The following is a 20,346-nucleotide window of genomic DNA, read 5'->3' as shown; positions in this document are numbered from 1 at the left end:
CGTAGTCTCGTGTGGAAGTCGGGCGCTGCGACGTCACGTGACTAGTGCTCGCGAGGCGCACCGGCTATAGGATGACGCTCCGTCATCGAACTGTCATGTACCTGTAAATGCTGAAGTCAGACGCAACGCCGGTTCGCAAGCACCCGAGCGCGCGGGATGACAATCCTGTTGCGAAGGACAACAAGAGAACGCAAGTCGTCGCCGGCTTCTTCAGGCAGCGTGAACCCGCCGAGCTCGTCGCTGAACCCGTGATCGATCAGACGCCATCGCAAGACGCGGAACCGGCAACGGAACCGCTCGCGTCGAGCGCTGCGGCGCAGGCCGCCGGTGAGATCGAACTCAAGCTTCTCGTCGATGCCGAACGCATGGTGCATCTCAACGCTGCGCCCGTCATCGCGGCGAACGCGCGCAACAAGGGCACGCGCAAACATCTTAAGTCCGTCTATTACGACACGCCGGAGCGGACGTTGCGTCGCAACGGCTTGAGCCTGCGGGTTCGTCAGAGCGGTGCGCGCTTCGTGCAAACCGTGAAGACCGATGCGGTGGACGATCCGCTCCGCCGCGGTGAGTGGGAGGCGAGCGTGCCTTCGGTTGCGCCCGATCTCGCTTTGGCAATGCCCTTCATTCCCGAGAAGCTTCGCGGCCACCTGGAAGCGCAGCCGCTCGAAGCGATCTTCACCGCCGATGTCCATCGCCATGCGCGGCTGATTGAGCTGCCGTCAGGCTCGGTCGAGATCGCCTTCGACCGGGGCGAGTTGACGGCCGGCAATCGTTCACTGCCCGTGAGTGAGATCGAGCTGGAGCTCAAGAGCGGCAGCGCCAGCGCAATCTACGAGCTCGCGCTGCGGCTCGCGGAGCACGGCGACGTAAAGCCGTCGATCCGCACCAAATCGGCGCGCGGGTTCGATCTTGCCGCCGACAAGACGCCCTCGGCGCGGCGTCCGCGAAAATTTCGTCTCGATCCGTCGATCACGCTCGATGAGGCCTTCGCCACGATTCTGCGTTCCTGCTTCCTCCATTTGCTTCAGTCGCTGCCGGCTGCCGAGGATGGCCGCAATCCGGAAGGAATCCATCAGCTGCGCGTCTCGCTGCGCCGGCTGCGGTCGGTGCTGGATCTGATGCATTCGGCGGGCATGTCGAGCAACGTCGATACGCTGCGAACCGAAGCCAAATGGCTGGCGCAGGATTTGTCCGCCGCGCGCGACTGGGATGTGTTCCGGCTCGATACCCTGCCGACGATCGCAACAGCCTGTCCGTCGGTCGCGGGCTTCGATGCGCTGGGCCTGGCTGCGGCCGAGCGCCAGTCGGATGCCTATCGCAAGGCGCACGATGCGCTCGACGATCGCTGCTGCGCGATGTTCCTGATCAGCCTCGGCGGGTGGATCGAGGCGCGCGGATGGCGCAACGACGTCGCCGCGCAGGATCTCGGCCAGCTCGCCGAACCCGCCGTCAACTTCGCGCAGCGCATTCTGTCGGCGCAATACGCCAAGGTGCTCAAGCGTGGCCGCCGCTTCAAGTCGCTTCCCGCGGAAGGTCTGCACCGCCTGCGGCTCGCGACCAAGCGGCTGCGCTATCTCAGCGAGTTTCTGCTGCCGCTGTTCGCAGATCGCAAATCCGCGCGAAAATTCTCGCGCAGGCTCGCCGGCTTGCAGGAGCAGCTTGGCGCCTTCAACGACATGGCGGTGACGGCATCATTGCTCGACGGGCTCGGTGCCGAGCCCGACTGCGCCATCGCCGCGGCGGCGATCGCCGGCTGGCAGGCGCGCGCGTCGGTCGGGGTGCAGCCCGCCCTGCAAAGCACATGGCGCGATTTCACCGCCGCGCGCGTGCCCTGGTCGCGGCAGACGCCGCAGGACTAAGCGAAGCACATCCCCCAAAAAAGTTGCGGCCAGCCATTGGGGGATGGCTGGCCGCGCGCGAACCGGTCTGGGACGGGGAGGGGTGGGGATGTGACCGGGTCGCGTATCTCTTTCGTTTGTCTCTACTGATCTACTACTGGTCCCTTGCGCTGGCGGTGGAGACCGCCGGCTTGGTGTCGCCGAGCGAGACCCAGACATTCGGATCGCTCTGCGACTGGCGCTTGACGAAACGGTAGCCGGTCTCCGTCCAGGCAACGACGTTCTCGTTCTGATTGTCGAGAACGAACTCGCCCTTGTCGGTCTTCACCGTCAGCACCGCGTGTCCTTCGCCCTTCTTGTCGCGCACGACGGTGATGAGCAGGGCCTCGCGCGGCCATCCGGCATCGATCAGCATCTTGCGCTTCAACAGCACGTAGTCTTCACAGTCGCCGTAACCGTCCGACGGCAGCGACCACTTTTCGATCACGCCCCAGTGCTCCTGGTCGGTCAAAGGCTTGACGGTCTCGTTGACCCAGCGATTGACCTTGACGAGGTCGCGCCATGCAGCCTGCGACATCACGATGTCGCGCGGTTGCGTCGGTGCGCCCTGGCACTGAGCGGCATTATCCGCACAGAACTCGACCCAGCCGATCGGCGCACGCGTGGTGTCGCCGAGGCTTGCGTAGAGCAGACGGCCTTCGCCGGCCTGCGCTGCCGCGCTCATTCCGAAGAGCATGGCGGCCAGCGCCATTCCCTTCCCCCGTCCCCTGAAATCAAACATTGCGGCCCCCGTTTCTTGTTGGGACCACATTGCGCAGGGAGCTTTTGAGTTGCCGCTAAGTCAGTCAAGTCAAGTCGAGACGAATTCAAGTAAAACACGCGGCGAATTCGATCTATACTTGAGTCAAACTTGAATAAAATTCGATATGACTGCAATTGATTCAAATTTTATCGATTAACGCGGAAAGGCTGGCGGAACCGTTGTTTGCACGCACCTGCAGCCTCCGCGTTAACCCGTGCGAGGCCCGTCACGACCCATGAAAAAGGCGGCGTCCGCATCGCGGAGGCCGCCTTCAGGGCTGGAAATGCAGTGGTTTTGGTGCCTTCGCGCTTTACCGCGCGGTAACGCTCTCTTCGAGAGTTTCAATCGGCTGCGAATGCATGAACTCGAGCGCGAAGCCGTCTTCGAGGTTTCGGACCACGCGGCCCTGCACCCGGCCGAGCAGAACCGTCGATTTCAGCGGTGGCCGGTTCTCGGCGGCGATGGCGGCGCCCGAGAGCGAAAGGTCGATGATGCGGCAGGTCATCTTGGTGCCGTCCTCGAGCGTCAGCACCGCGATCGGATTGCGCGGCACGATACGATCGTGGCGGCGGTCTTCCGGCAAATTGAGGATGTCGCGGTTGGCGAGCCAGGTCAGCTGTGCCGCGAGCTTGTCGCGCTTTCGCGGTGTCGCACCGACCGTCATGGCGAAGCCATTGTCGATGATGCGGGTGATCTTGCCCTCGACGCGGCCGATATGGTCGAGATAGGCGACCACGCGGTCGCCGACATTGCCGATGCCGGGGGCCAGCAGTGCCAGCCCACCCGGCGACATGTTGATCACCTGGCAAGGGAATTCACGGCGGTCCGGCAGCATGTAGCGGCCGAGCAGGTGAACCTTCACCCGCTGGAAACGCCGACGTTCCTCGGCGGCCGGAAGAAATTTTTTGTGCGCCAACGCCATTTTCACAACCCGACCCCCCGCCTGGCGGAGTCCGGGACGACCCTAAGGTGCACAGGGTTAATGCCGCGTTAGGATCGGGCGCGGCGATGACGAACAGACACAATGCGTTCGAAAAGCCACATCAGGGGCGGGCAGGCCAGCACCGTCAGCGCGCCGAGGTCGAGCGCGACCGCGGCAGTGCCGGCCGATTTGGCGAGCCGGCCCGCCACCGCCGGCCCCAGCATCATCGCGGCATAGAAGAGAGTGTAGAACACGCCCATTCCGACCGCTCGTGTCTCCGGCGCGAGTACGCGGGCGGCCAGGCTCATGATCGGGCCGGCGGGAAGGCCGCCGATCAAGCCGCCCAGGACGAGGATCGCGATCACAGCGTCGGACCGGGTCAGCCAGGCGAGCAGACCGGCCACCACGAGGCTCGCCGCGATCGCCACGACAAAGGGGCGCTTGGTGCGATCGGCGAGATATCCGCCTGCCGGCACCGAGATCACCGACAGCCACATCACGAGGCTGATCGCCGAGCCTGCCGCCGCAATGCTCCAGCCGCGCTCGACGAGCAATGAGGGGCCGAACGAGAAAATCATGGCGAAGCCGATATTATAAAGGCCCCAGATCGAACCCGCGACGATCACCGCCAGAAGCGCGAGCGGATCAAGCCGCCCGGAGCCGGTCGCCCCGGCGGTTGCTCCCGGCGGCGATTGGTAGAAAATGATCAGCACGATGCCGATCGCAGTCAGCGCGCCGGCCACGAGGAACACGGCGCCGGCGCCATACGCCGTGCCGATCGCCGGCAGCACCAGCAGCGAGATCGCAACGCCGGCCGGCCAGGAGTTGACGAAGATCGCCATCGCGGTGGCGATCTCCTTACCCGCAAACCAGTCGGTGCCCATCTTGGTGAGCTGTACGGTCAGCAGCACGCCACCGGCGCCGGAGGCGAGCCGGCCCGCCATCTGCCAGCCCCAGACGTCGATGGTGGCCATGACGAGACTGCCCGCCGTCATCAGCAGCAGCGCCACGATCGTGGTGGGCTTGTCGCCAAGCGTCCGGCCGATCGCGCCGCCCGGCAGCGCCAGCACGATGCCCGGTGTGAAATAGAGCCCGATCAGGATGCCGATATCGGCGAGTCCGACGCCGAAGCTCTGCTGCAGCAGCGGCGCGACCGCGGCCACGCTCTGGAACTGGAACGCGATGGTGAGGCGAACGACGAACAGGATCGCAAGTATGCCCCAGCGATTGCGCAACGCTTCATCTCCCAAACCCTGTATCGAGCGTGCGGTGGGGAGACGCCGGAGTCAACCGCAAGCTCTGAGCTTACGTCTTCCTCGTCGCGCGCCCATAAAGAAGACATAGCAGTGCCAGCAGCACTGCGGCCGAGAGCCCGAGCGACCAGTGAACGCCGATCGCCGCACCGAACAGTCCAACCGTGATGCCGCTGAAGGCCCGCATCCCGAGCCCGGCCATGTTGTAGAGGCCGACGACGCGGCCGCGAATGTCGGACGGCGCGTTCAACTGCACCAGCGCCTGCGCCATGGTGTTGAACGACAGCTCGAAGAAGCCTGCAAAGAACAGCAGCACGATCGCGACCGGATAGATCCGCACCGAGGCGAAGCCGAGCAGCGCCACGCTCCACAGCATGGCGAGCATGATCGCGGTGCGCGGCGTACCCTTGAGCCGTCCCCAGGATTCCAGCGCGATACCGGCGAGCAGCGCGCCGGCCGCGTCGGCCGCGAGCAGCACGCTGTAGGAGATTCCGGGATCGCCATGGCCGAGATCGCCGGCAAAGCCCGGCATCTGGGCGTGATAGGCGTTGCCGATCATGAAGGAGGTGAGGCCGGCAAGCCAAGTCATCGCCGTCAGCACCGGCTGGGTGCCGATGGCGCGGATGGTCAGTATGATGTCGGCGAAGCCGCGCACGGCGAAGCGCCGCACCGCGACACTCTTGTCCCGCACCGGCGCCCAGAACAGCCATAGCAGCATCGGCAGATAGAACAGCGTGTTGAAGATGATGCCGTGCGAGGTGCCGAGCGTGAGCATGATGATGCCGCCGACGGCAGGTCCGACCAGAATGCCGAGATAGCGCGCCATCGCGTTCAGCCGCACCGCGCTCGGAAGGTCGGCGGGGCCGACGAGATCATAGAGCAGCAGCTGGTTCGGCGTCTGCCACAACACGCCGGCGCAGCCATGGATCACCAGCAGCAGCATGGCGTGCCACATCTGGATGGAGTCGGTGATGAAGAAGAAACCCCATCCCGCTGAGGCAACAACGAACAGCAGCATGCCGCATTGAATGATGCGGCGCGGATCGACCCGGTCGGCCAGCCCGCCGACCGCGACCGAGAACAGCAGGAACGGCAGCCAGTGCGACAGCACCGCAAAGCCCGCCAGCGCTGGCGAATGGAATTTCTGGAACACCACCCAATAGCTGATCACATGCTCGATATTGTCGGCCATCATCGCCAGCACATAAGCGATGAACTGGAGCCGGTAGGGCACCGACTTCATCGCCGCGAACGATCCGGACGCGACCACGGGATTTTGGGGGAGGGGGTTCAAGAGGGCACCTGGGTGGGACTTTCGCGCCGTGCCTACACGTTCGCCGTCGAGCGCTCAAGACACTTGGGTGTGTGTGGACCACGATCCCGTAGCCCGGATGAGCGCAGCGATATCCGGGAACGCTGGTCCCGCATGTCGCTTCGCTCATGTGGGCTACGAGGCCGCGGCTTGGCACCAGCGCGCATCTCACATACGCTTCGCTTCAGCCCGCACCGATCAATCATAACAGACGGGCATCGAGGACACGCCATGGACCAGATTCGCGTCTGCACCCACGCAGGACCAGGCAGCGAGCCTGTCATCAAAACCGTGCCGTGGCCGAAGGTCGGCAAAAAGGCGGCGCTGATCAAGGTCGGCGCGTGCGGCGTCTGCGGCACGGACCTGCACATCCTGAAAGGGCATTGGCCGAAGCCGCTGCCATGGCCGTTCACGCTCGGCCATGAGCTCGGCGGCATCATCGTCGAATGCGGCGACGAATTCACCGAGGACTTCATGAGCAAGCCGCTCAAGGTCGGATCAAAAGTGATGATCCCGCCGCTGATGCCCTGCGGCCATTGCTATTACTGCATCCATTATCCCCTGACCGCCAACAAGTGCCTGACGCCGGTCTATTACGGCCGCTATCTCGGCTTCGACAAGGCGCCTCACATGTGGGGCGGCTGGGCCGAATATGTCTATGTCGATCTCGACATGCTGCCGGGCACCAAGATCTACAAATTGCCTGACGACATGTCGCTGCGGCTGGGTGCGCTGTCGGAGCCGCTGACCTCCTGCATCCGCGCCTTCAATCGCGCGAGCCGCGCCGGCGGTTTTTCCTGGGGCGACACGGTGGTGATCCAGGGCTCGGGCCCGATCGGCATTCTCGCGGTCGCCGCCGCACAGGAGATGGGAGCAGGGCGCGTGATCTGCGTCGGTGCCCCGGAGGAGCCGCGGCTCAAGCTCGCGCGCGCGTTCGGCGCGGAGGCGACGGTGAACATCGACGAACTGAAGTCACCACAAGACCGCATCGCGCGCGTGCGCGACATCGTCGGCGGCTTCGGCGCCGATCTGGTGATGGATTGCTCGGGCCACCCTTCAGCCGGCCCCGAAGGCATCGAGATGCTGCGCGACGGCGGCACCTATGTCGAGATGGGCCAGTTCACCGACGCCGGCTCGATCGAGACGTCCTGGCACCGCATCTGTACCAAGGACCTCAATGTGCTGGGCTCCTGGGGTTTTACCGGCAACGATCTGCCGCTCGGCGTCGACATGCTCCATCGCACGGCAGGCAAATATCCCTGGCTGAAGATGCAGACGATCTATCCGTTCACCGAAGCGGGCGTCGCTCAGGCGGTGAGGGACGCGATGGCGATGAAGACGGTGAAGTCGACGATCGTGCCGTGGCCGGAATTGGTGGAGTGAAGAGCACGCTATCGCGAAAAAAACGTATCCGCGACTTCCATTTGACGTTGAACCAGCTAGCCTGCGCACCTCGCAAGGCCGGCAGGTGTCATGAACATTTCATCCGAATTTCCCGACGTTTCCCTCGCATCCCTTATCCCCGACATCGACCGACTTGCCGCTGACGCGATGGCGGTCTGGAAGGTGCCGGGCGCAGCGCTCGCCATCGTGCAGGACGGCAAGGTGGTGCTCACAGGCGCCTACGGCCAGCGCGACGTCGAGGCCGATCTGCCGGTCACGCCGCGTACCCAATTCGTGATCTGCTCGATCACGAAATCCTTCACCGCGACCGCGATTGCATTGCTTCATAATGAGGGGCTGCTCGACTGGACCAAGCCGGTCCGCGACTATCTGCCGGAGTTTCGCCTCTCGGATGCGGTCGCGACCGAACGCGTCACCGTTCGCGACCTGCTCAGCCATCAGTCGGGGTTACCGCGACACGACTGGCTTCACCTGCCCGGAGACCTCGCGCCGTCCGAGATGCTGCCGCTGATGCGGCATCTCGAACTGAGCCGGGACATCCGCGCCGCCTGGCAATACTGCAACCTCTGCTACAACGCCGCCGGTCTCCTCATCGAGCGCGTAACCGGCCAGAGCTATGAGGCTTTCGTCCGCGAGCGCCTGACAAACCGGCTCGGCATGACGGTCAGTTTCTCGCTCGATGAACTCGAAGCTGCACAGGAGCCGGCGCGGCCCTACAAGATCGACGTCGACACGCGGTCGCCGGCGCTGCGGCTGCCGATCCGCACCACGGCCGCAGGCGCCATCAACACGTCGGTGGCCGATCTTGCCAACTGGATGCGGCTGCATCTCGGCAGGGGCGAATTCGAGGGCGAACGCCTGCTGCCGGCATCGCTGGTGGACCAGCTGCACGCGCCGCTCGCGCCTGTTGGTAAGTCGGAATTTTTCGAGTTCGGCCACTGGCACTATGGATTGGGGCTTCAGTCCAACACGTATCAGGGCGAGCGCGTAGTATTGCACAGCGGCGGCTGGAACGGCTGGGGCTCGCTGATGACGCTGGTGCCAGACGCCGGCATCGGCGTGGCCGTGCTGACGAACCGCAGTCGAAACGAGGTCACATCGATCCTGACGTGGTACATCATCGACCGGCTGCGCGGCCGGGAGCCGGTCGACTGGCTCTCACGCTTCCGCAAGATGCGCGACGACTTCATCGCTCACATTCCTGCCAACAAGGAGGTGCGCGAGAAAGCGCGTCACAGGGACACAAGGCCGGCGCATGCTTTGTCCACTTATGCAGCGGACTATGCACATCCCGCCTATGGTGTCATATCGATCCGCGAGCGGGACGGCGCGCTGCACTGGTCCTGGCGCGGCATGGGCGCGCCGCTCTTACACTGGCATTTCGAGACCTTCGTCACGCCGGAGATCATCGACCAGCTCCATCCGGACAATCTGCCCATCACCTTCCAAACCGACCGCGATGGCAATATCGTGCACCTGTCGGCGCCTCTGGAGCCGATGGTGAAGGACATCGTGTTCGCACGCCGCGCCGCCGGCGATTGTATGGATCCTGCGTTTCGCGAGCGATGCGCCGGGCATTTCAAGAGCGGTGGCGCGAACCACAACGTGAGTCTCGACGCCGAAGGCCTGCTGATCCTGAAGTCCGATTTCCAGCCGGCCTATCGTCTCGAGCCGCAGCAGGGCCGCCGGTTTCGCATCGTCGAGCTGGATGGTTTTGCCGTCGAATTTCGCGGAGAAGACAATCGGGTTGACCAGATCGTCCTTCACCAGCCGAACGGCATCTTCGTCGCGGACCGCGTGGTGAAGTAGGAGACGACCCATGGAGCCGCAGTCAAACGACCCCCGCTCGCCCTTCAGCGCTATCCGCGCCATCGACTACACCGTCATCTTCGTGCGCGACATGGCGGCGATGCGTCGCTTCTACGAGGAGGTTCTCGCGTTTCCGCTGCTGCGGGAGCTGTCGCCGAACTGGATCGAGTACGGCTTGGGCCCCAACACGCTGGCTCTCGCAATACCGGGCCGGACCGCGACTGACCCGCCGATGCCGGCGGGCGGTGCCTCGCTGCAACTGGCCTTCAAGGTGTCCGCGGCCGAAGTCGATGCGTGTGCCGACGAACTGGTGCGGCACGGCGTAGCGTTGTTGTCGCCGCCGACGAACCAGTCGTTTGGGCATCGAACCCTGTTCTTCCGCGACCCCGACGGCAATCTTTTGGAGGTCTATGCGGAGATCTAAACCGCGGGAGCGGCGGGCCTGTGCACGAAAAGTTCCATCGGAAGTCCGCGAGTTATTCACGCGGGGGTGAAACTTAGGCCCGGGTTTCGGCTTTCAGTTCACGGGAGAGTTCATCGTGAAGCGAATCCTGAAACCCGTCACTTACATCCTGGCCGCCATCTACTTCCTGGTGGATGCGGTCTTCATGGCCGTGGCGAGGCCGATCTCGCGCTGGATCGGGCGGCATCTCCAGTTGAAGCGATTGCGCGGCTGGATCAGATCGCTGTCGCCTTATTGCTCGCTCGCGCTGTTTTCCGTACCCGTCATTATCCTGGAGCCGGTCAAGCCCGTGGCGGCCTATCTCGCCGCAACCGGCCAGATCGTAAGCGGGGCGGTGACGTTCATCGTCGGCGAGCTGCTCAAGCTCGTGCTGGTCGAGCGCCTGTTCCATCTCACGCGTGACAAGCTGATGAGGATTCCGGCCTTCGCCTGGGCCTATGGGAAGTTCACCGAGGTAAGGGCATGGCTGCAGGCGACCGAAGCCTGGCGCGCGGTCCGCGCCTTGGGCCGCGCGGCGAGGGACACTGTTGCGCGGGCCAGAGCCAGGCTGGCCGGCGGATTCGGCAGGCTCGTGACCTCCCGGGATTAGGGCCCGGGCGTCGCTCTCTATGCGAGCTTGCGGGCCGCGGCGGTGGCCTTGTCGCCCGTGTTCGGCGTGCCGGTCGGCTCGATGAGCAGGAGATGAACTTCCTCGCGCGCGACCGGGCGATGCTCAACACCTTTGGGCACGACATAGAGCTCGCCCGGACCGAGCGTCACCGTGCGATCCTGTAATTCGATGTCCAGATTGCCTTTCAGGACGAGAAAGAAATCGTCGGTGTCCTCGTGCTTGTGCCAGGTGAACTCTCCCTTCACCTTCACCACCATCACGTCGCAGTCGTTGAAGGTCGTGATCGTGCGTGGAGACCAGAAATCCCCAAAAGTCGCGAGTTTGTCGGCAAGCGAAATGCCGTTGGCCATGTGTCAACCTTATATTGCTTCCTCGTGAGGCACGATTTGGGATCGACGTGCTGGGGCGGCAAGACTTGGGTTCGATGGCTTTGGTCTATCGCAAAGCGTGCAGTGGCCACACAAGCGTATCCCAGCGCGCCCAATGGCGCCCAATTTGAGCCGGGTGGCTGTGAAAGCCCGCTGCTTCGGCGCAAAATCCCGCTATATGCAGCGAAACGGCCCGGAAACGCTGGATGTAGTGGGTCGAGCTGGCCAGTAAGCTTATTCTCGGCATCACCAAAGCCATGCGTCATAGGCATGGTGATTTGCCCGCACTTGGCGTAAAGAGCGTCCAAATCAAATCACCACGCGTGCGGCTGGACCATTTGCCGCCTACGCAGCTTCAGGTCGCGCGGCTCGACGTTCCGCGCCTGGACCAACCAAGGTTTATCCCGTGTCTTTTCCGACCATGAGTGCGCCGCTCGCCCGAGCTTTGGCCGAGCGCAATTACGACCGTCCGACCCCCGTTCAGCTCGCCGTGCTCACGGACGAGGCCGCTGACCGCGACCTCTTGGTTTCGGCCCAGACCGGCTCCGGCAAGACCCTGGCCTATGGGCTGGCGATGGCCAAGGATCTGTTGGGCGACGCTGAGCGGTTCGAGCGGGCGGGTGCACCGCTTGCCCTGATCGTGGCGCCGACCCGCGAGCTAGCCTTGCAGGTCCATCGCGAGCTGGCCTGGCTGTATGAGCATGCGAGCGGGCGCGTCGTCTCCTGCGTCGGCGGCATGGACCCCAGGCGCGAGCAGCGCGAGCTTGCGGCCGGCGCTCATATCGTCGTCGGCACGCCCGGCCGGTTGTGCGATCATTTGCGCCGCGGCCGTCTCGATATTTCGGAATTGAAGGTGGTCGTGCTCGACGAGGCCGACGAGATGCTCAATCTCGGCTTTCGCGAGGACATGGAATTCATCCTCAAGACGACGCCGGACACGCGCCGCACCCTGATGTTCTCGGCGACCTTCCCGCGCGGCATCGTCGCGCTGGCCAAGCAGTATCAGCAGCGGGCGTTCCGGATCGAGGTCGCCGGCGACGAAGGCGGTCACGCCGATATCGAGTACCGCGCGATCCGGATCGCGCCCGGCGATGCCGAGCACGCGGTCGTCAACGTGTTGCGCTTCTACGAGGCGCCGAGCGCGCTGGTGTTCTGCAGCACGCGCGATGGCGTCCGGCATTTGCAGGCAGCGCTGTTGGAGCGCGGCTTCTCCGTGGTCGCTCTGTCAGGTGAATTGACGCAGAACGAGCGGACCACGGCGCTGCAGTCGCTGCGCGACGGACGCTCGCGCGTCTGCGTGGCAACCGACGTCGCCGCCCGCGGCATCGATCTGCCGAGCCTCGATCTCGTCATTCATGCCGACCTGCCCAACGACGCCGAGGTCATGCAGCATCGCTCCGGCCGCACCGGACGCGCGGGCCGCAAGGGGACGAGCGTCATGCTGGTGCCGCCCGTACGGCGGCGCCGTGCGGAAATGCTGCTGAATGTTTCGGGAATCGACGCGGTCTGGGGGACGGCGCCGCAGCCGGATGAGATCCGCAAGCTCGATCACGAGCGCATGAAGGACGTGCTGTTCACGGAAGAGACCACCGCCGACGATCTGGCGCTGGCGCAGGCGCTATTGGCCGAGCGGTCGGCTGAGGAGATCGCCGCCTCACTTGCACGGCTCTATCGCGCGCGGCTGCCCTCGCCCGAAGACATCATGGATCCCGGCGAGCGAGCTGGCCGGCCGCGCGAGGATCGCGGCCGCAATGATACGCGCGCACCGCGCGACGATGTCCGCGCTTCGCGTGGCGACGATCGGCCCGAAAGGGCTCGACCCAAAGCGGGCAAATCGTCGTCGAAGCATGGCATGGCGGATGGCAGCGTCTGGTTCCGGGCCAACATCGGACGTAAAAAGAACGCGGAAGCGCGCTGGCTGTTGCCGATGATCTGCCGTCGTGGCGGCATCGACAAGAACGATATCGGCGCGATCAAGATCATGGACACCACGACCGAGTTCGAAATTTCCGAGCGGGTCGCGGAATCCTTCGCCGTGAAGATCAAGCGCCCGGACAAGGAAGACAATATCCGTCTCGAGCCGATGGCGGATGCGCCGCAACGGCAGGCGGCTTCGGAAGAGCGGCCGCACGCGCCGCGGCGCGACAGCGGCGACAGCGATCATCGCGACCGCGCGCGCGAGCCGAGCGGGTTCAAACCCCAAGGTAAACCTCAAGGCAAGCCACACGGCAAGCCGCACGAAAAGCCGTACGGCGAGCGCACACCGAAATTCGACGATGCGCCTTCCTTCGCAAAGAAGAAAAAGCACAAGAACAAGCCGGGCCACGCTGAGCCCTCGGTCACGTCGTGGTCTGAGAAGGGCGCTCCCGGGAAGAAGACGAAAATGAAAAAGAAGCATCGCGCCTGACGGCCGCCTTCCGGCGTCGACGGGGAGGGGCGTTACGTCGCAGCGAGGTCGCGCAGCATGTAGGTTGCGCTGTCGCCGTAGGTCATGAGCTTTGCCCGCAGCTCCGCATCCGCCGTGACGGGCCCAAAGCCGAGACGCTCCCACAGCGGCCGCGTGGCGTAGACCGACACCAATGCGAGCGTCGCGATTCCTAATGCGCGCGCGAGCTGTTCGATCGCCAACACATAGTCGCGCGCGCCGCCGCCGCGAAAGTCGGGCAGCACCGCGACGTCGTGCAAATAGAGGCAGTCCGCATCGCCGGGCAATTGGTCGAGCAAGCCGTCGAGCGGCGGAATCCGGTGCTGCATCCAGGGATGCGCGAGACCGTAGCCGACGATCCCGTCGTCCGTGGCAAGCACGCGGCAGCCATCGGGATAGAGCCGCATCTTTTCCGCGAACACCTCAGGCCGCTCAGGCAGATCAGGATGGATCCGCGCTGCGATCGTGCTGATCGCCGGCAGATCGGAGGCGTGCGCGGGACGCCAATGCGGCTTGCTCATGTCGACCCGTCGTTCCGTCTCCATCATCCGAGTTTATTCCGATGTGACGATGCGTGCAGCGAAAAAAATCCTTGCCGCCATCTCAGGAATACCGCGGCTCGCGCGGCGTCCTACCCAATGCAAGCCCATTGCATGACAGGAGAGACCATGACGACGTCCTCGATCCGCCTCGCGCTCACGCTCGCAATATCGCTGGCGCTGGTTCCCGCCGCCTTCGCGGCACCGCCGGCCAAGACCGGCAAGACCGACAAGGGCAATGTGCTCACCGACGCCAAGGGCATGTCGCTCTATACTTTCGACAAGGATGCTGACGGCAAGTCGGCCTGCAATGGTCCGTGTGCGACCAACTGGCCGGTGCTGAAGGCCGAGGCGAGCGATGCCGCCGCCGACGGCTACACCGTCGTCACGCGCGACGACGGCTCGAAGCAGTGGGCCTACAAGGGCAAGCCGCTCTACACCTTCGCCAAGGATACCAAGCCCGGCGACGTCACCGGCGACGGCTTTCTCAACGGCGCCTGGCATCTGGCGATGCCGTGAGCAGGGTGCACTGCTAGCGCAGCCCCTCATACACCATCAGCCCGCGTGCGATCTGCAGCTTGCGGATCGCGCGCGGCAGCAGTTTTTCCGGCTGGTGCAGATAGCGCCAGGAGGTGAGGGCGAACGGGCCCAGCGCGCCGTATTCGTCGTCGAACGGCGCGAGCACGCCCGTCACGCTTACCGGTGTATGCGGGCGGGCGTTGAACGGCAGCAGCAGCAGCTCTAGATGAGCCTTGCTGCCGTCCTCGCGCGCGGCGGTGAGGCCGGCGATTGCGCCGAGGCTCTCGTCGGCGACGATGGTCGTGATCTCCTCGATCTCGCGGCGGCTGGCCTCGTCGAACAGCGCCGCAAAGCTCGAATCCTTGAGGTCGCACCCGGCGAGCGCGCAGACGCGCGTGCCCGCGACGCGGAACGGGAAGCCGAGATTGGGCTCGCAGGACAGCACGAAGATGTCTCCGAGCAGGCCGCGCACGGCGGCCGGATCGATATCGGCCCGGTCTGGCGCCCGCGCAGTGCCGCGCTTCTCGTTCCAATAAGCGAAGAACTCGCGGCTCGACGGATGTTTCATGACTGAACGCTTACCCCGGGGCGCAACCTTGCGGGACAAACCTGTCCCGCTTCAGTGCAGCCGCGATCCCTGTGTTGTTGTGCAGGAGGGGCTTTGCAGCGTCCATGCCGCAGCGGCGTTTTCGGTGCCGCTGGCGCTGCCTTTGCGTCGTTAACGTTAAATTAACTATGCGCTTTCCGTGCGCCGCCCTGCTGCTATGGTGACCGCGGTCGCAAGCCTCGCCGCTTTTCTCCAGGTTCTCGGCGAGGCCTGTACACAGGCGTCAAACAGTTTGGTCACCGGCCGCGGGGAGGGGTGGGGATACTCCCGTCTCTCTGGGTACCGGAAGTCCGACACGGATAGGCAGGGCTTTCCCAGGGCCCTGCCTTTTCCTTTTGTGCACTTGCGCAGGGCGGGCAAAGGCGACTATCTCCAAAGCCTGTGGTCAAGACTGTCGCTCCGATCGCGCCTGAAAGCGAAGCCGCCTTGGATTCCCCGCCAAATTCTCCGCCGCAAGATCCTCCGTCGCAAGATGCTTCGCTTGGGGTGCCGGTGGACGTTGAGGAGGCTCCGCGCGAGCCGATCCTGACGCTGCCGTTCGCGCTGACCGCCTATATCCTTTTGCTCGCGGTGATCCATCTGCGGGTGCTGCTGCCGCCGGAGCTCGAGAACTGGACCATCGACGTCTTCGGCTTCATCCCCAAGCGGTACGATTCCTCGCTGCTCAATCTGGAGATTCCCGGTGGGGCCGGCGCCAAGGTCTGGACCTTCGTCACCTATTCGCTGCTGCACGCCAATCTCACCCATCTCGGCTTCAACGTGCTGTGGCTGTTGCCGTTCGGCAGCGCGCTGGCGCGGCGCTTTGGCGCCATAAGGTTTTTCCTGTTCCTCGCGGTGACGGCGGCGGCCGGCGCGCTCGCCCATCTCGTCACTCATGAGCACGCGGTGGCGCCGATGATCGGCGCCTCGGCCTCGGTGTCCGGCGCGATGGCGGCGGCGATCCGCTTCGCCTTCGTTCGCGGCAGCTTCCTGTCGTTCAGCCGATCGGATGCCGATACCGCTGCAAGAGTTCCGGCGCTGCCGCTGTCGCGCGCGTTGCGCGACGGGCGGGTGCTCGGTTTCCTCGCGGTGTGGTTTGGCGTCAACATCGTCTTCGGCGTCGGTGCGATCGGCGTCGACAGCGAGACCACGAGCGTTGCCTGGCAGGCGCATATCGGCGGCTTCCTTGCCGGCCTCTTGCTGTTCACGCTGTTCGATCCCGTGCCGCGCGCGCGAAGCGATGCTGCGGATGCGTCATCACAGGACATTTCAGACCGTATTTGAAGCGGCGCTTGCGGCGCCGCCCGAATTCATCCATCATTCCCGAGAAGAATGTTCCGAAGCGACAGGCCGCTCGCGGCGATGCTTCGCAAAGCGCCTGGGCGTGAAACCGGCGCTGAAACTGTTAGTTGAAGACTCGAAGAACAAGTCCGGACCGCGAACAGCGGACGGTTTCGATTCAGGGAGGCGACAATGACGGTACGTTCGATTCTCAACACCAAGGGCCACCAGATCATGAGCGTCGAGCCGGACGCCAAGCTGGCTGTCGCGGTCAAGCTGCTCGGTGAGAAGAAGATCGGCGCTGTGCTGGTGATGAACCAGAGCCGGCTGGAAGGCATCCTGTCGGAGCGCGACATCGTGCGGGTGATCGGCGAGCGCGGCGCCGGTGCGCTGGAGGAGCCAGTCTCGCAGGTCATGACCCGCAAGGTGGTCACCTGCAAGGAGACCGACACGGTCGCCGAGCTCATGGAAATGATGACCACCGGTAAGTTCCGCCATCTGCCCGTGGTCGACAACGGCAAGGTGGTCGGCCTGATCTCGATCGGCGACATCGTCAAGCGCCGGGTGCAGGAATACGAATCCGAGCAGGAAGCCCTGCGCGACTACATCAAGACCGCCTGATCAGTAAGACCGCCCGATCAGTCCTGCTGCTGGTCGGCTTTGGGCGCGGTGCCCTCGGGCGCCGGCGCCAGCTCGTGGATGGCCTCCTGGATGGACTCCAGCGCGCGCTCGGCCGCGCGGGTGCCCAGGGCGATGAGGTCCTCCGAGCGGTGGAAATCGAACCAGCCGAATTGACCGATCCGCGGCGTGATCAGCATATCGGGCGGATCGCCGGCGAGGCGGGCGCGGGTGATGCGGTCCTGCATGATGTTGAAGGCGTCGACCATCACCGAAGAGAGGCCGGGCCGGGCGCTGCCGCCGCCGAAGAACTCGCGCTTCACCGTCTTCTCGGGCGAGAAGAATCTCGGGAAGCGCCGCTTTGACGCCGGCTCTTCCGCCGCGGGGATCACCGGCTCGGGTATCGCGCCGTGCGAATAGACCGTCGTTGAATAGGTGAAGATGTCGCTGGAAAGATTTGCGGCGATGACGATTTCCGCACCGAGCGCGCGCGCGGCCGAGACCGGCACCGGGTTCACCAATGCGCCGTCGACCAGCCAGCGATCGCCGATCAGGACCGGAGAGAAGATGCCGGGCAGCGCATAGGAGGCGCGCATCGCGTCGACCACGCGGCCGCGCGTCAGCCAGATCTCGTGGCCGGTGCGGACCTCGGTCGCGACGGCGGCGAACTTGACCGGGAGATCCTCGATCTGGCTCTGGCCGCAGGCGGCCTCGAGCCGGGTCGCCAGCTTCTCGCCGCCGATGAGGCCGGAGCCGTTGAGGCGGATGTCGAGATAGCCGAGGATGTTGCGCATCCCTTGCAGGCTGCGGCCCCATTCTTCCAGCGTATCGAGCCGGCCGGCCGCATAGAGGCCGCCGACCACGGCGCCGATCGAGGTGCCGACCACGACGTCGGGCACGATTCCGTTGGCGAGCAGGGTCCTGATAATGCCGATATGGGCGAAGCCGCGCGCCGCGCCACCGCCAAGCGCAAGGCCGATGACCGGCCGGCGGATGCTGCCCAGGCCGACTTTCTCGGCGACCTTGTCGCTGTTCGCACCCCGCCCCTTCAATATGTCCAGCACCGAAACTCTCCTACGCCGGGACCCGCCATCAGACTAGGCACCGCACTCGCGCTCCGCCAGAACCGGGCCGAAGCATGGTTTATGCCGGTTTGGGAAGCGCACGGGGCAGGAGTATGGCGAGGCGCGGCTGCCTCTCGAGTAATCACGCAGGCGTCAACTGGGTTCCAAAACCAGTCGGGCCGTATTTCTCAGGGGTCCAGAGGCTTGAATTTGCCGCGTTTTCGGTGAAAAGCAGGTGGCATGACTCTCGGGGGTGACGGCATCATCGGATGGCGGCGCAGCGCATCGCTGCTGCCGGCGCTGATCCTTGCTGCCTGCCTCTATACCCTTGGCCAAAATGCTGCGCAGGCGCAGCTTTTCTCCGATCGTCCACCGCCGGTGCCGCCCGCTTCGGTGCCCGATCCCGGCGGCGCGGTCAGTCTGGCGCCGCCCTCCGGCCCGGGTGCCGGACCGCCGAGCCTGCCGCCGACCCTGTTGCAGCCGACCACGCCCAGCATGCCGCCGCCCGCGGTCACGACCGTGCCGTCGGCCGCGCCGCTCAACGCGGCCGTGCCCGGACAGGGCGTGCTGTCGCTGACGGCGAAATACGGCAAGGACACCCCCCCGATCACCAGCGGCCTGGTCTGGCGCGTGTTTGCCGATCGTCCCGACGAGAACGGCACCTTCAAGCTGATCCGCGAGGACCGCAATGCCACGCCGAGCATCGTGCTGCCGCCCGGCAATTACGTCGTGCACGTCGCCTTTGGCCTGGTCAGCGCGGTGCGCACCGTCAGCCTGAAGGCCGAGACCGACCGGGAGTCCTTCGTGCTGCCTGCCGGCGGCTTGCGCATCGAGGGCCGCGTCGGTACCAGCCGCATTCCGCAGAACCAGATCTCGTTCGCGATCTACAAGGGCAGCCAGTTCGAATCCGGCGAGCGCGCCTCCCTGGTGCCGAACGTCGCCGCCGGTGACGTCGTGCTGCTGCCGGAAGGCACCTACTACATCATCTCGAATTACGGCGATGCCAATTCGGTGGTGCGCTCGGACATCCGCGTCCAGGCCAGCAAGCTCACCGACGTCACCATCACCCACCGCGCCGCCGTCATCACGCTCAAGCTCGTCAGCGACAGGGGCGGCGAGGCGCTCGCCAACACCGCCTGGTCGGTGCTGACCCCCGGCGGCGACGTCATCAAGGAATCGATCGGCGCCTTCCCGCGCGTCGTGCTCTCCGAAGGCGAATACCGCGCCATCGCCAAGAACGAGGGCAAGGTCTACGAGCGCGGCTTCAACGTCGTCAACGGCGTCGACGGCGAAGTGGAAGTCGTCGCGCGGTAGTGCTTGAGCGGTGATGCTGCATGCGGCCCGACGCTGGTCTTCGTGTCTGGTGAACACTTCTCATTCAGCGCACTAATCTCCCATATCTTATTACCGCCAGTCTCGTGTGCGAACGCGGATGCTCCGCTGCTCCGTTTGATGTTGCGATTTGGTTGGTGAACAGCTCTGGCAGCGCTACCAAGCAGGACCGATCAACACCGGCATCGCTAGCTTATTCCAGCGGCGCCGCGACTTCCTCACAGCCGGTGCAAGATACCTATTTCCGATAATCAATTTTATTCGCTTTCCGTCCTGCTGCGTTATATGTCGGGCATCACTCCAACGGAGGAGGCCGGAGCAGACTCGTGCGTCTGCGAGACCGGCAAGGGCAGGGGACCAAGCTCGTCGGCATGTTTGAAGTGATCCTCACCAGGCGTAAGCGGTTCGGCTGGCGGTGGCAGGTGTGCGACCAATCCGGCAAGAAATTTGCCGATGGTTTCGAGCGCACCCGGCCGTCCGCCAAATATCATGGCGAGCGCGCATTGTTCTTTCTGTTGTCGCAGGCCCATTTGCGCAATCGCTTGGCGACGTCCAGCGAGGACTAGTCGCGACTGCGCGTGCAGTTCGGTAGGTCCCGTAGCCCGGGTGAGCGAAGCGATACCCGGGACAGCTCGCGGTCGGAATCCCGGATGTCGCTTCGCTCATCCGGGCTACAATCCCTTGCGTTGCCCGACGGGCAAAACACCCAAATGGTCGGTCAACCCGCGTGGCTCAAAATATTCCGCTTTACCGAATTTCGGAATTGCGTATATTTCGCCTCACTCCGGCCCAAGGAAGAGGGGCGTATCGCGATCGTCACGAACGCGGGCCGGATGGCGGTGGACGTTGGTCACATCGGCGCGAACGGCTTCGCAGGGCGGGCAACCGTGAGTGAAGGCCTCGCGCACACGACCGGTGTGATCGGCGTACGGCAAAATCGTGTGGTCCTGGCGCCCGGGGTCTGTGCGCCAAGCGTTGCGGTGATGCGGGTTGCCCAACCGGGCACACGCGTCAGCCATCCGCAAGGCGACGGGGGCAATAGTGCATCGCTCCCCGGGGAGAGCACGACATAAGCCGTAAAGCCACTGCGCAGGGAAGGCCGTGTGTTGGGCTTCACCTGTATGCCGCTGTGCAATCTTTTTTACGACAACCTCGCACAGTGGACCGCGGGTGCCAGCCGGCACCCGGTCTTCCCTGCGCC

The 20,346-nt window shown here is 64.6% G+C and carries 20 protein-coding genes; 12 read left to right on the top strand and 8 right to left on the bottom strand.

Features of this window, described 5'->3' with window-relative positions; genetic code table 11:
* Positions 1-107 precede the first annotated feature (107 nt).
* Complete coding sequence (locus tag AC0L20_RS05040) at positions 108-1,859, top strand: CYTH and CHAD domain-containing protein (RefSeq protein WP_473287666.1); 1,752 nt, start codon at positions 108-110, stop codon at positions 1,857-1,859.
* Positions 1,860-1,992: 133 nt separating this feature from the next.
* Here AC0L20_RS05040 and AC0L20_RS05035 read toward each other — a convergent pair whose 3' ends face one another.
* The 4 genes from AC0L20_RS05035 to AC0L20_RS05020 all read right to left on the bottom strand — a co-directional run bounded on the left by AC0L20_RS05035 (position 1,993) and on the right by AC0L20_RS05020 (position 6,109).
* Positions 1,993-2,619, bottom strand: a complete 627-nt coding sequence (locus tag AC0L20_RS05035) for a transglutaminase-like cysteine peptidase (RefSeq protein ID WP_473287665.1) — start codon at positions 2,617-2,619, stop codon at positions 1,993-1,995.
* Between the two features lie 331 nt (positions 2,620-2,950).
* Entirely contained in the window at positions 2,951-3,562 is a 612-nt protein-coding gene (locus tag AC0L20_RS05030) for a PilZ domain-containing protein (protein ID WP_007602573.1), read from the bottom strand.
* 68 nt (positions 3,563-3,630) lie between these two features.
* Complete coding sequence (locus tag AC0L20_RS05025; RefSeq protein ID WP_473287664.1) at positions 3,631-4,797, bottom strand: MFS transporter; 1,167 nt, start codon at positions 4,795-4,797, stop codon at positions 3,631-3,633.
* Between the two features lie 70 nt (positions 4,798-4,867).
* Positions 4,868-6,109, bottom strand: a complete 1,242-nt coding sequence (locus AC0L20_RS05020) for an MFS transporter (RefSeq protein WP_473287663.1) — start codon at positions 6,107-6,109, stop codon at positions 4,868-4,870.
* 249 nt (positions 6,110-6,358) lie between these two features.
* Here AC0L20_RS05020 and AC0L20_RS05015 point away from each other — a divergent pair, with 249 nt between their 5' ends.
* The 4 genes from AC0L20_RS05015 to AC0L20_RS05000 all read left to right on the top strand — a co-directional run bounded on the left by AC0L20_RS05015 (position 6,359) and on the right by AC0L20_RS05000 (position 10,392).
* Positions 6,359-7,510: a zinc-binding dehydrogenase gene (locus AC0L20_RS05015; RefSeq protein ID WP_473287662.1), complete on the top strand. Its 1,152-nt coding sequence runs from the start codon at positions 6,359-6,361 to the stop codon at positions 7,508-7,510.
* Between the two features lie 90 nt (positions 7,511-7,600).
* Complete coding sequence (locus AC0L20_RS05010) at positions 7,601-9,340, top strand: serine hydrolase (RefSeq protein ID WP_473287661.1); 1,740 nt, start codon at positions 7,601-7,603, stop codon at positions 9,338-9,340.
* 10 nt (positions 9,341-9,350) lie between these two features.
* Positions 9,351-9,764, top strand: a complete 414-nt coding sequence (locus tag AC0L20_RS05005) for a VOC family protein (protein WP_473287660.1) — start codon at positions 9,351-9,353, stop codon at positions 9,762-9,764.
* A 115-nt stretch (positions 9,765-9,879) separates the two neighbouring features.
* Entirely contained in the window at positions 9,880-10,392 is a 513-nt protein-coding gene (locus AC0L20_RS05000; protein ID WP_473287659.1) for a hypothetical protein, read from the top strand.
* A gap of 17 nt (positions 10,393-10,409) precedes the next feature.
* On the opposite strand, the gene AC0L20_RS04995 is transcribed toward AC0L20_RS05000, so the two are convergent.
* Positions 10,410-10,763 (bottom strand): cupin domain-containing protein, encoded by a 354-nt coding sequence (locus tag AC0L20_RS04995; protein ID WP_473287658.1) that lies wholly within the window; start codon positions 10,761-10,763, stop codon positions 10,410-10,412.
* A 439-nt stretch (positions 10,764-11,202) separates the two neighbouring features.
* Between AC0L20_RS04995 and AC0L20_RS04990 the strand changes: the two genes are divergently transcribed.
* Positions 11,203-13,188, top strand: a complete 1,986-nt coding sequence (locus AC0L20_RS04990) for a DEAD/DEAH box helicase (RefSeq protein ID WP_473287852.1) — start codon at positions 11,203-11,205, stop codon at positions 13,186-13,188.
* 32 nt (positions 13,189-13,220) lie between these two features.
* Here the strand turns inward: AC0L20_RS04990 and AC0L20_RS04985 are convergent, their stop codons facing one another.
* A complete protein-coding gene (locus AC0L20_RS04985) occupies positions 13,221-13,727 on the bottom strand; it encodes a GNAT family N-acetyltransferase (protein WP_473287851.1) in 507 nt (168 codons plus the stop codon).
* A gap of 147 nt (positions 13,728-13,874) precedes the next feature.
* Here AC0L20_RS04985 and AC0L20_RS04980 point away from each other — a divergent pair, with 147 nt between their 5' ends.
* Complete coding sequence (locus AC0L20_RS04980; RefSeq protein ID WP_473287656.1) at positions 13,875-14,264, top strand: COG4315 family predicted lipoprotein; 390 nt, start codon at positions 13,875-13,877, stop codon at positions 14,262-14,264.
* A 13-nt stretch (positions 14,265-14,277) separates the two neighbouring features.
* On the opposite strand, the gene AC0L20_RS04975 is transcribed toward AC0L20_RS04980, so the two are convergent.
* Positions 14,278-14,832 (bottom strand): PAS domain-containing protein, encoded by a 555-nt coding sequence (locus tag AC0L20_RS04975; protein ID WP_473287655.1) that lies wholly within the window; start codon positions 14,830-14,832, stop codon positions 14,278-14,280.
* A gap of 465 nt (positions 14,833-15,297) precedes the next feature.
* Here AC0L20_RS04975 and AC0L20_RS04970 point away from each other — a divergent pair, with 465 nt between their 5' ends.
* Both AC0L20_RS04970 and AC0L20_RS04965 read left to right on the top strand, forming a co-directional pair.
* Positions 15,298-16,134 (top strand): rhomboid family intramembrane serine protease, encoded by an 837-nt coding sequence (locus AC0L20_RS04970; RefSeq protein ID WP_473287654.1) that lies wholly within the window; start codon positions 15,298-15,300, stop codon positions 16,132-16,134.
* Between the two features lie 189 nt (positions 16,135-16,323).
* Positions 16,324-16,752 carry a CBS domain-containing protein gene (locus AC0L20_RS04965; RefSeq protein ID WP_007611784.1) on the top strand — a complete coding sequence of 143 codons (429 nt, stop codon included), beginning with the start codon at positions 16,324-16,326 and terminating at the stop codon, positions 16,750-16,752.
* Positions 16,753-16,769: 17 nt separating this feature from the next.
* On the opposite strand, the gene AC0L20_RS04960 is transcribed toward AC0L20_RS04965, so the two are convergent.
* The gene (locus AC0L20_RS04960; RefSeq protein WP_473287653.1) at positions 16,770-17,813 is read right to left on the bottom strand and encodes a patatin-like phospholipase family protein; all 1,044 of its coding nucleotides are present in this window, start codon (positions 17,811-17,813) and stop codon (positions 16,770-16,772) included.
* Between the two features lie 240 nt (positions 17,814-18,053).
* Here AC0L20_RS04960 and AC0L20_RS04955 point away from each other — a divergent pair, with 240 nt between their 5' ends.
* The 3 genes from AC0L20_RS04955 to AC0L20_RS04945 all read left to right on the top strand — a co-directional run bounded on the left by AC0L20_RS04955 (position 18,054) and on the right by AC0L20_RS04945 (position 20,218).
* Positions 18,054-19,127, top strand: coding sequence for a hypothetical protein (locus AC0L20_RS04955; RefSeq protein ID WP_473287652.1), 1,074 nt, complete (start codon positions 18,054-18,056; stop codon positions 19,125-19,127).
* Positions 19,128-19,471: 344 nt separating this feature from the next.
* On the top strand, positions 19,472-19,711 hold the full coding sequence (locus tag AC0L20_RS04950; RefSeq protein ID WP_456769343.1) for a hypothetical protein: 240 nt from the start codon (positions 19,472-19,474) through the stop codon (positions 19,709-19,711).
* A gap of 84 nt (positions 19,712-19,795) precedes the next feature.
* Complete coding sequence (locus AC0L20_RS04945) at positions 19,796-20,218, top strand: hypothetical protein (protein WP_473287651.1); 423 nt, start codon at positions 19,796-19,798, stop codon at positions 20,216-20,218.
* Positions 20,219-20,346: the final 128 nt, after the last annotated feature.

Source organism: Bradyrhizobium sp. Kon58, assembly GCF_055807455.1.
The sequence above is the reverse complement of the archived record's forward strand: the minus strand, read 5'-3'. Positions and strand labels throughout refer to the sequence as shown.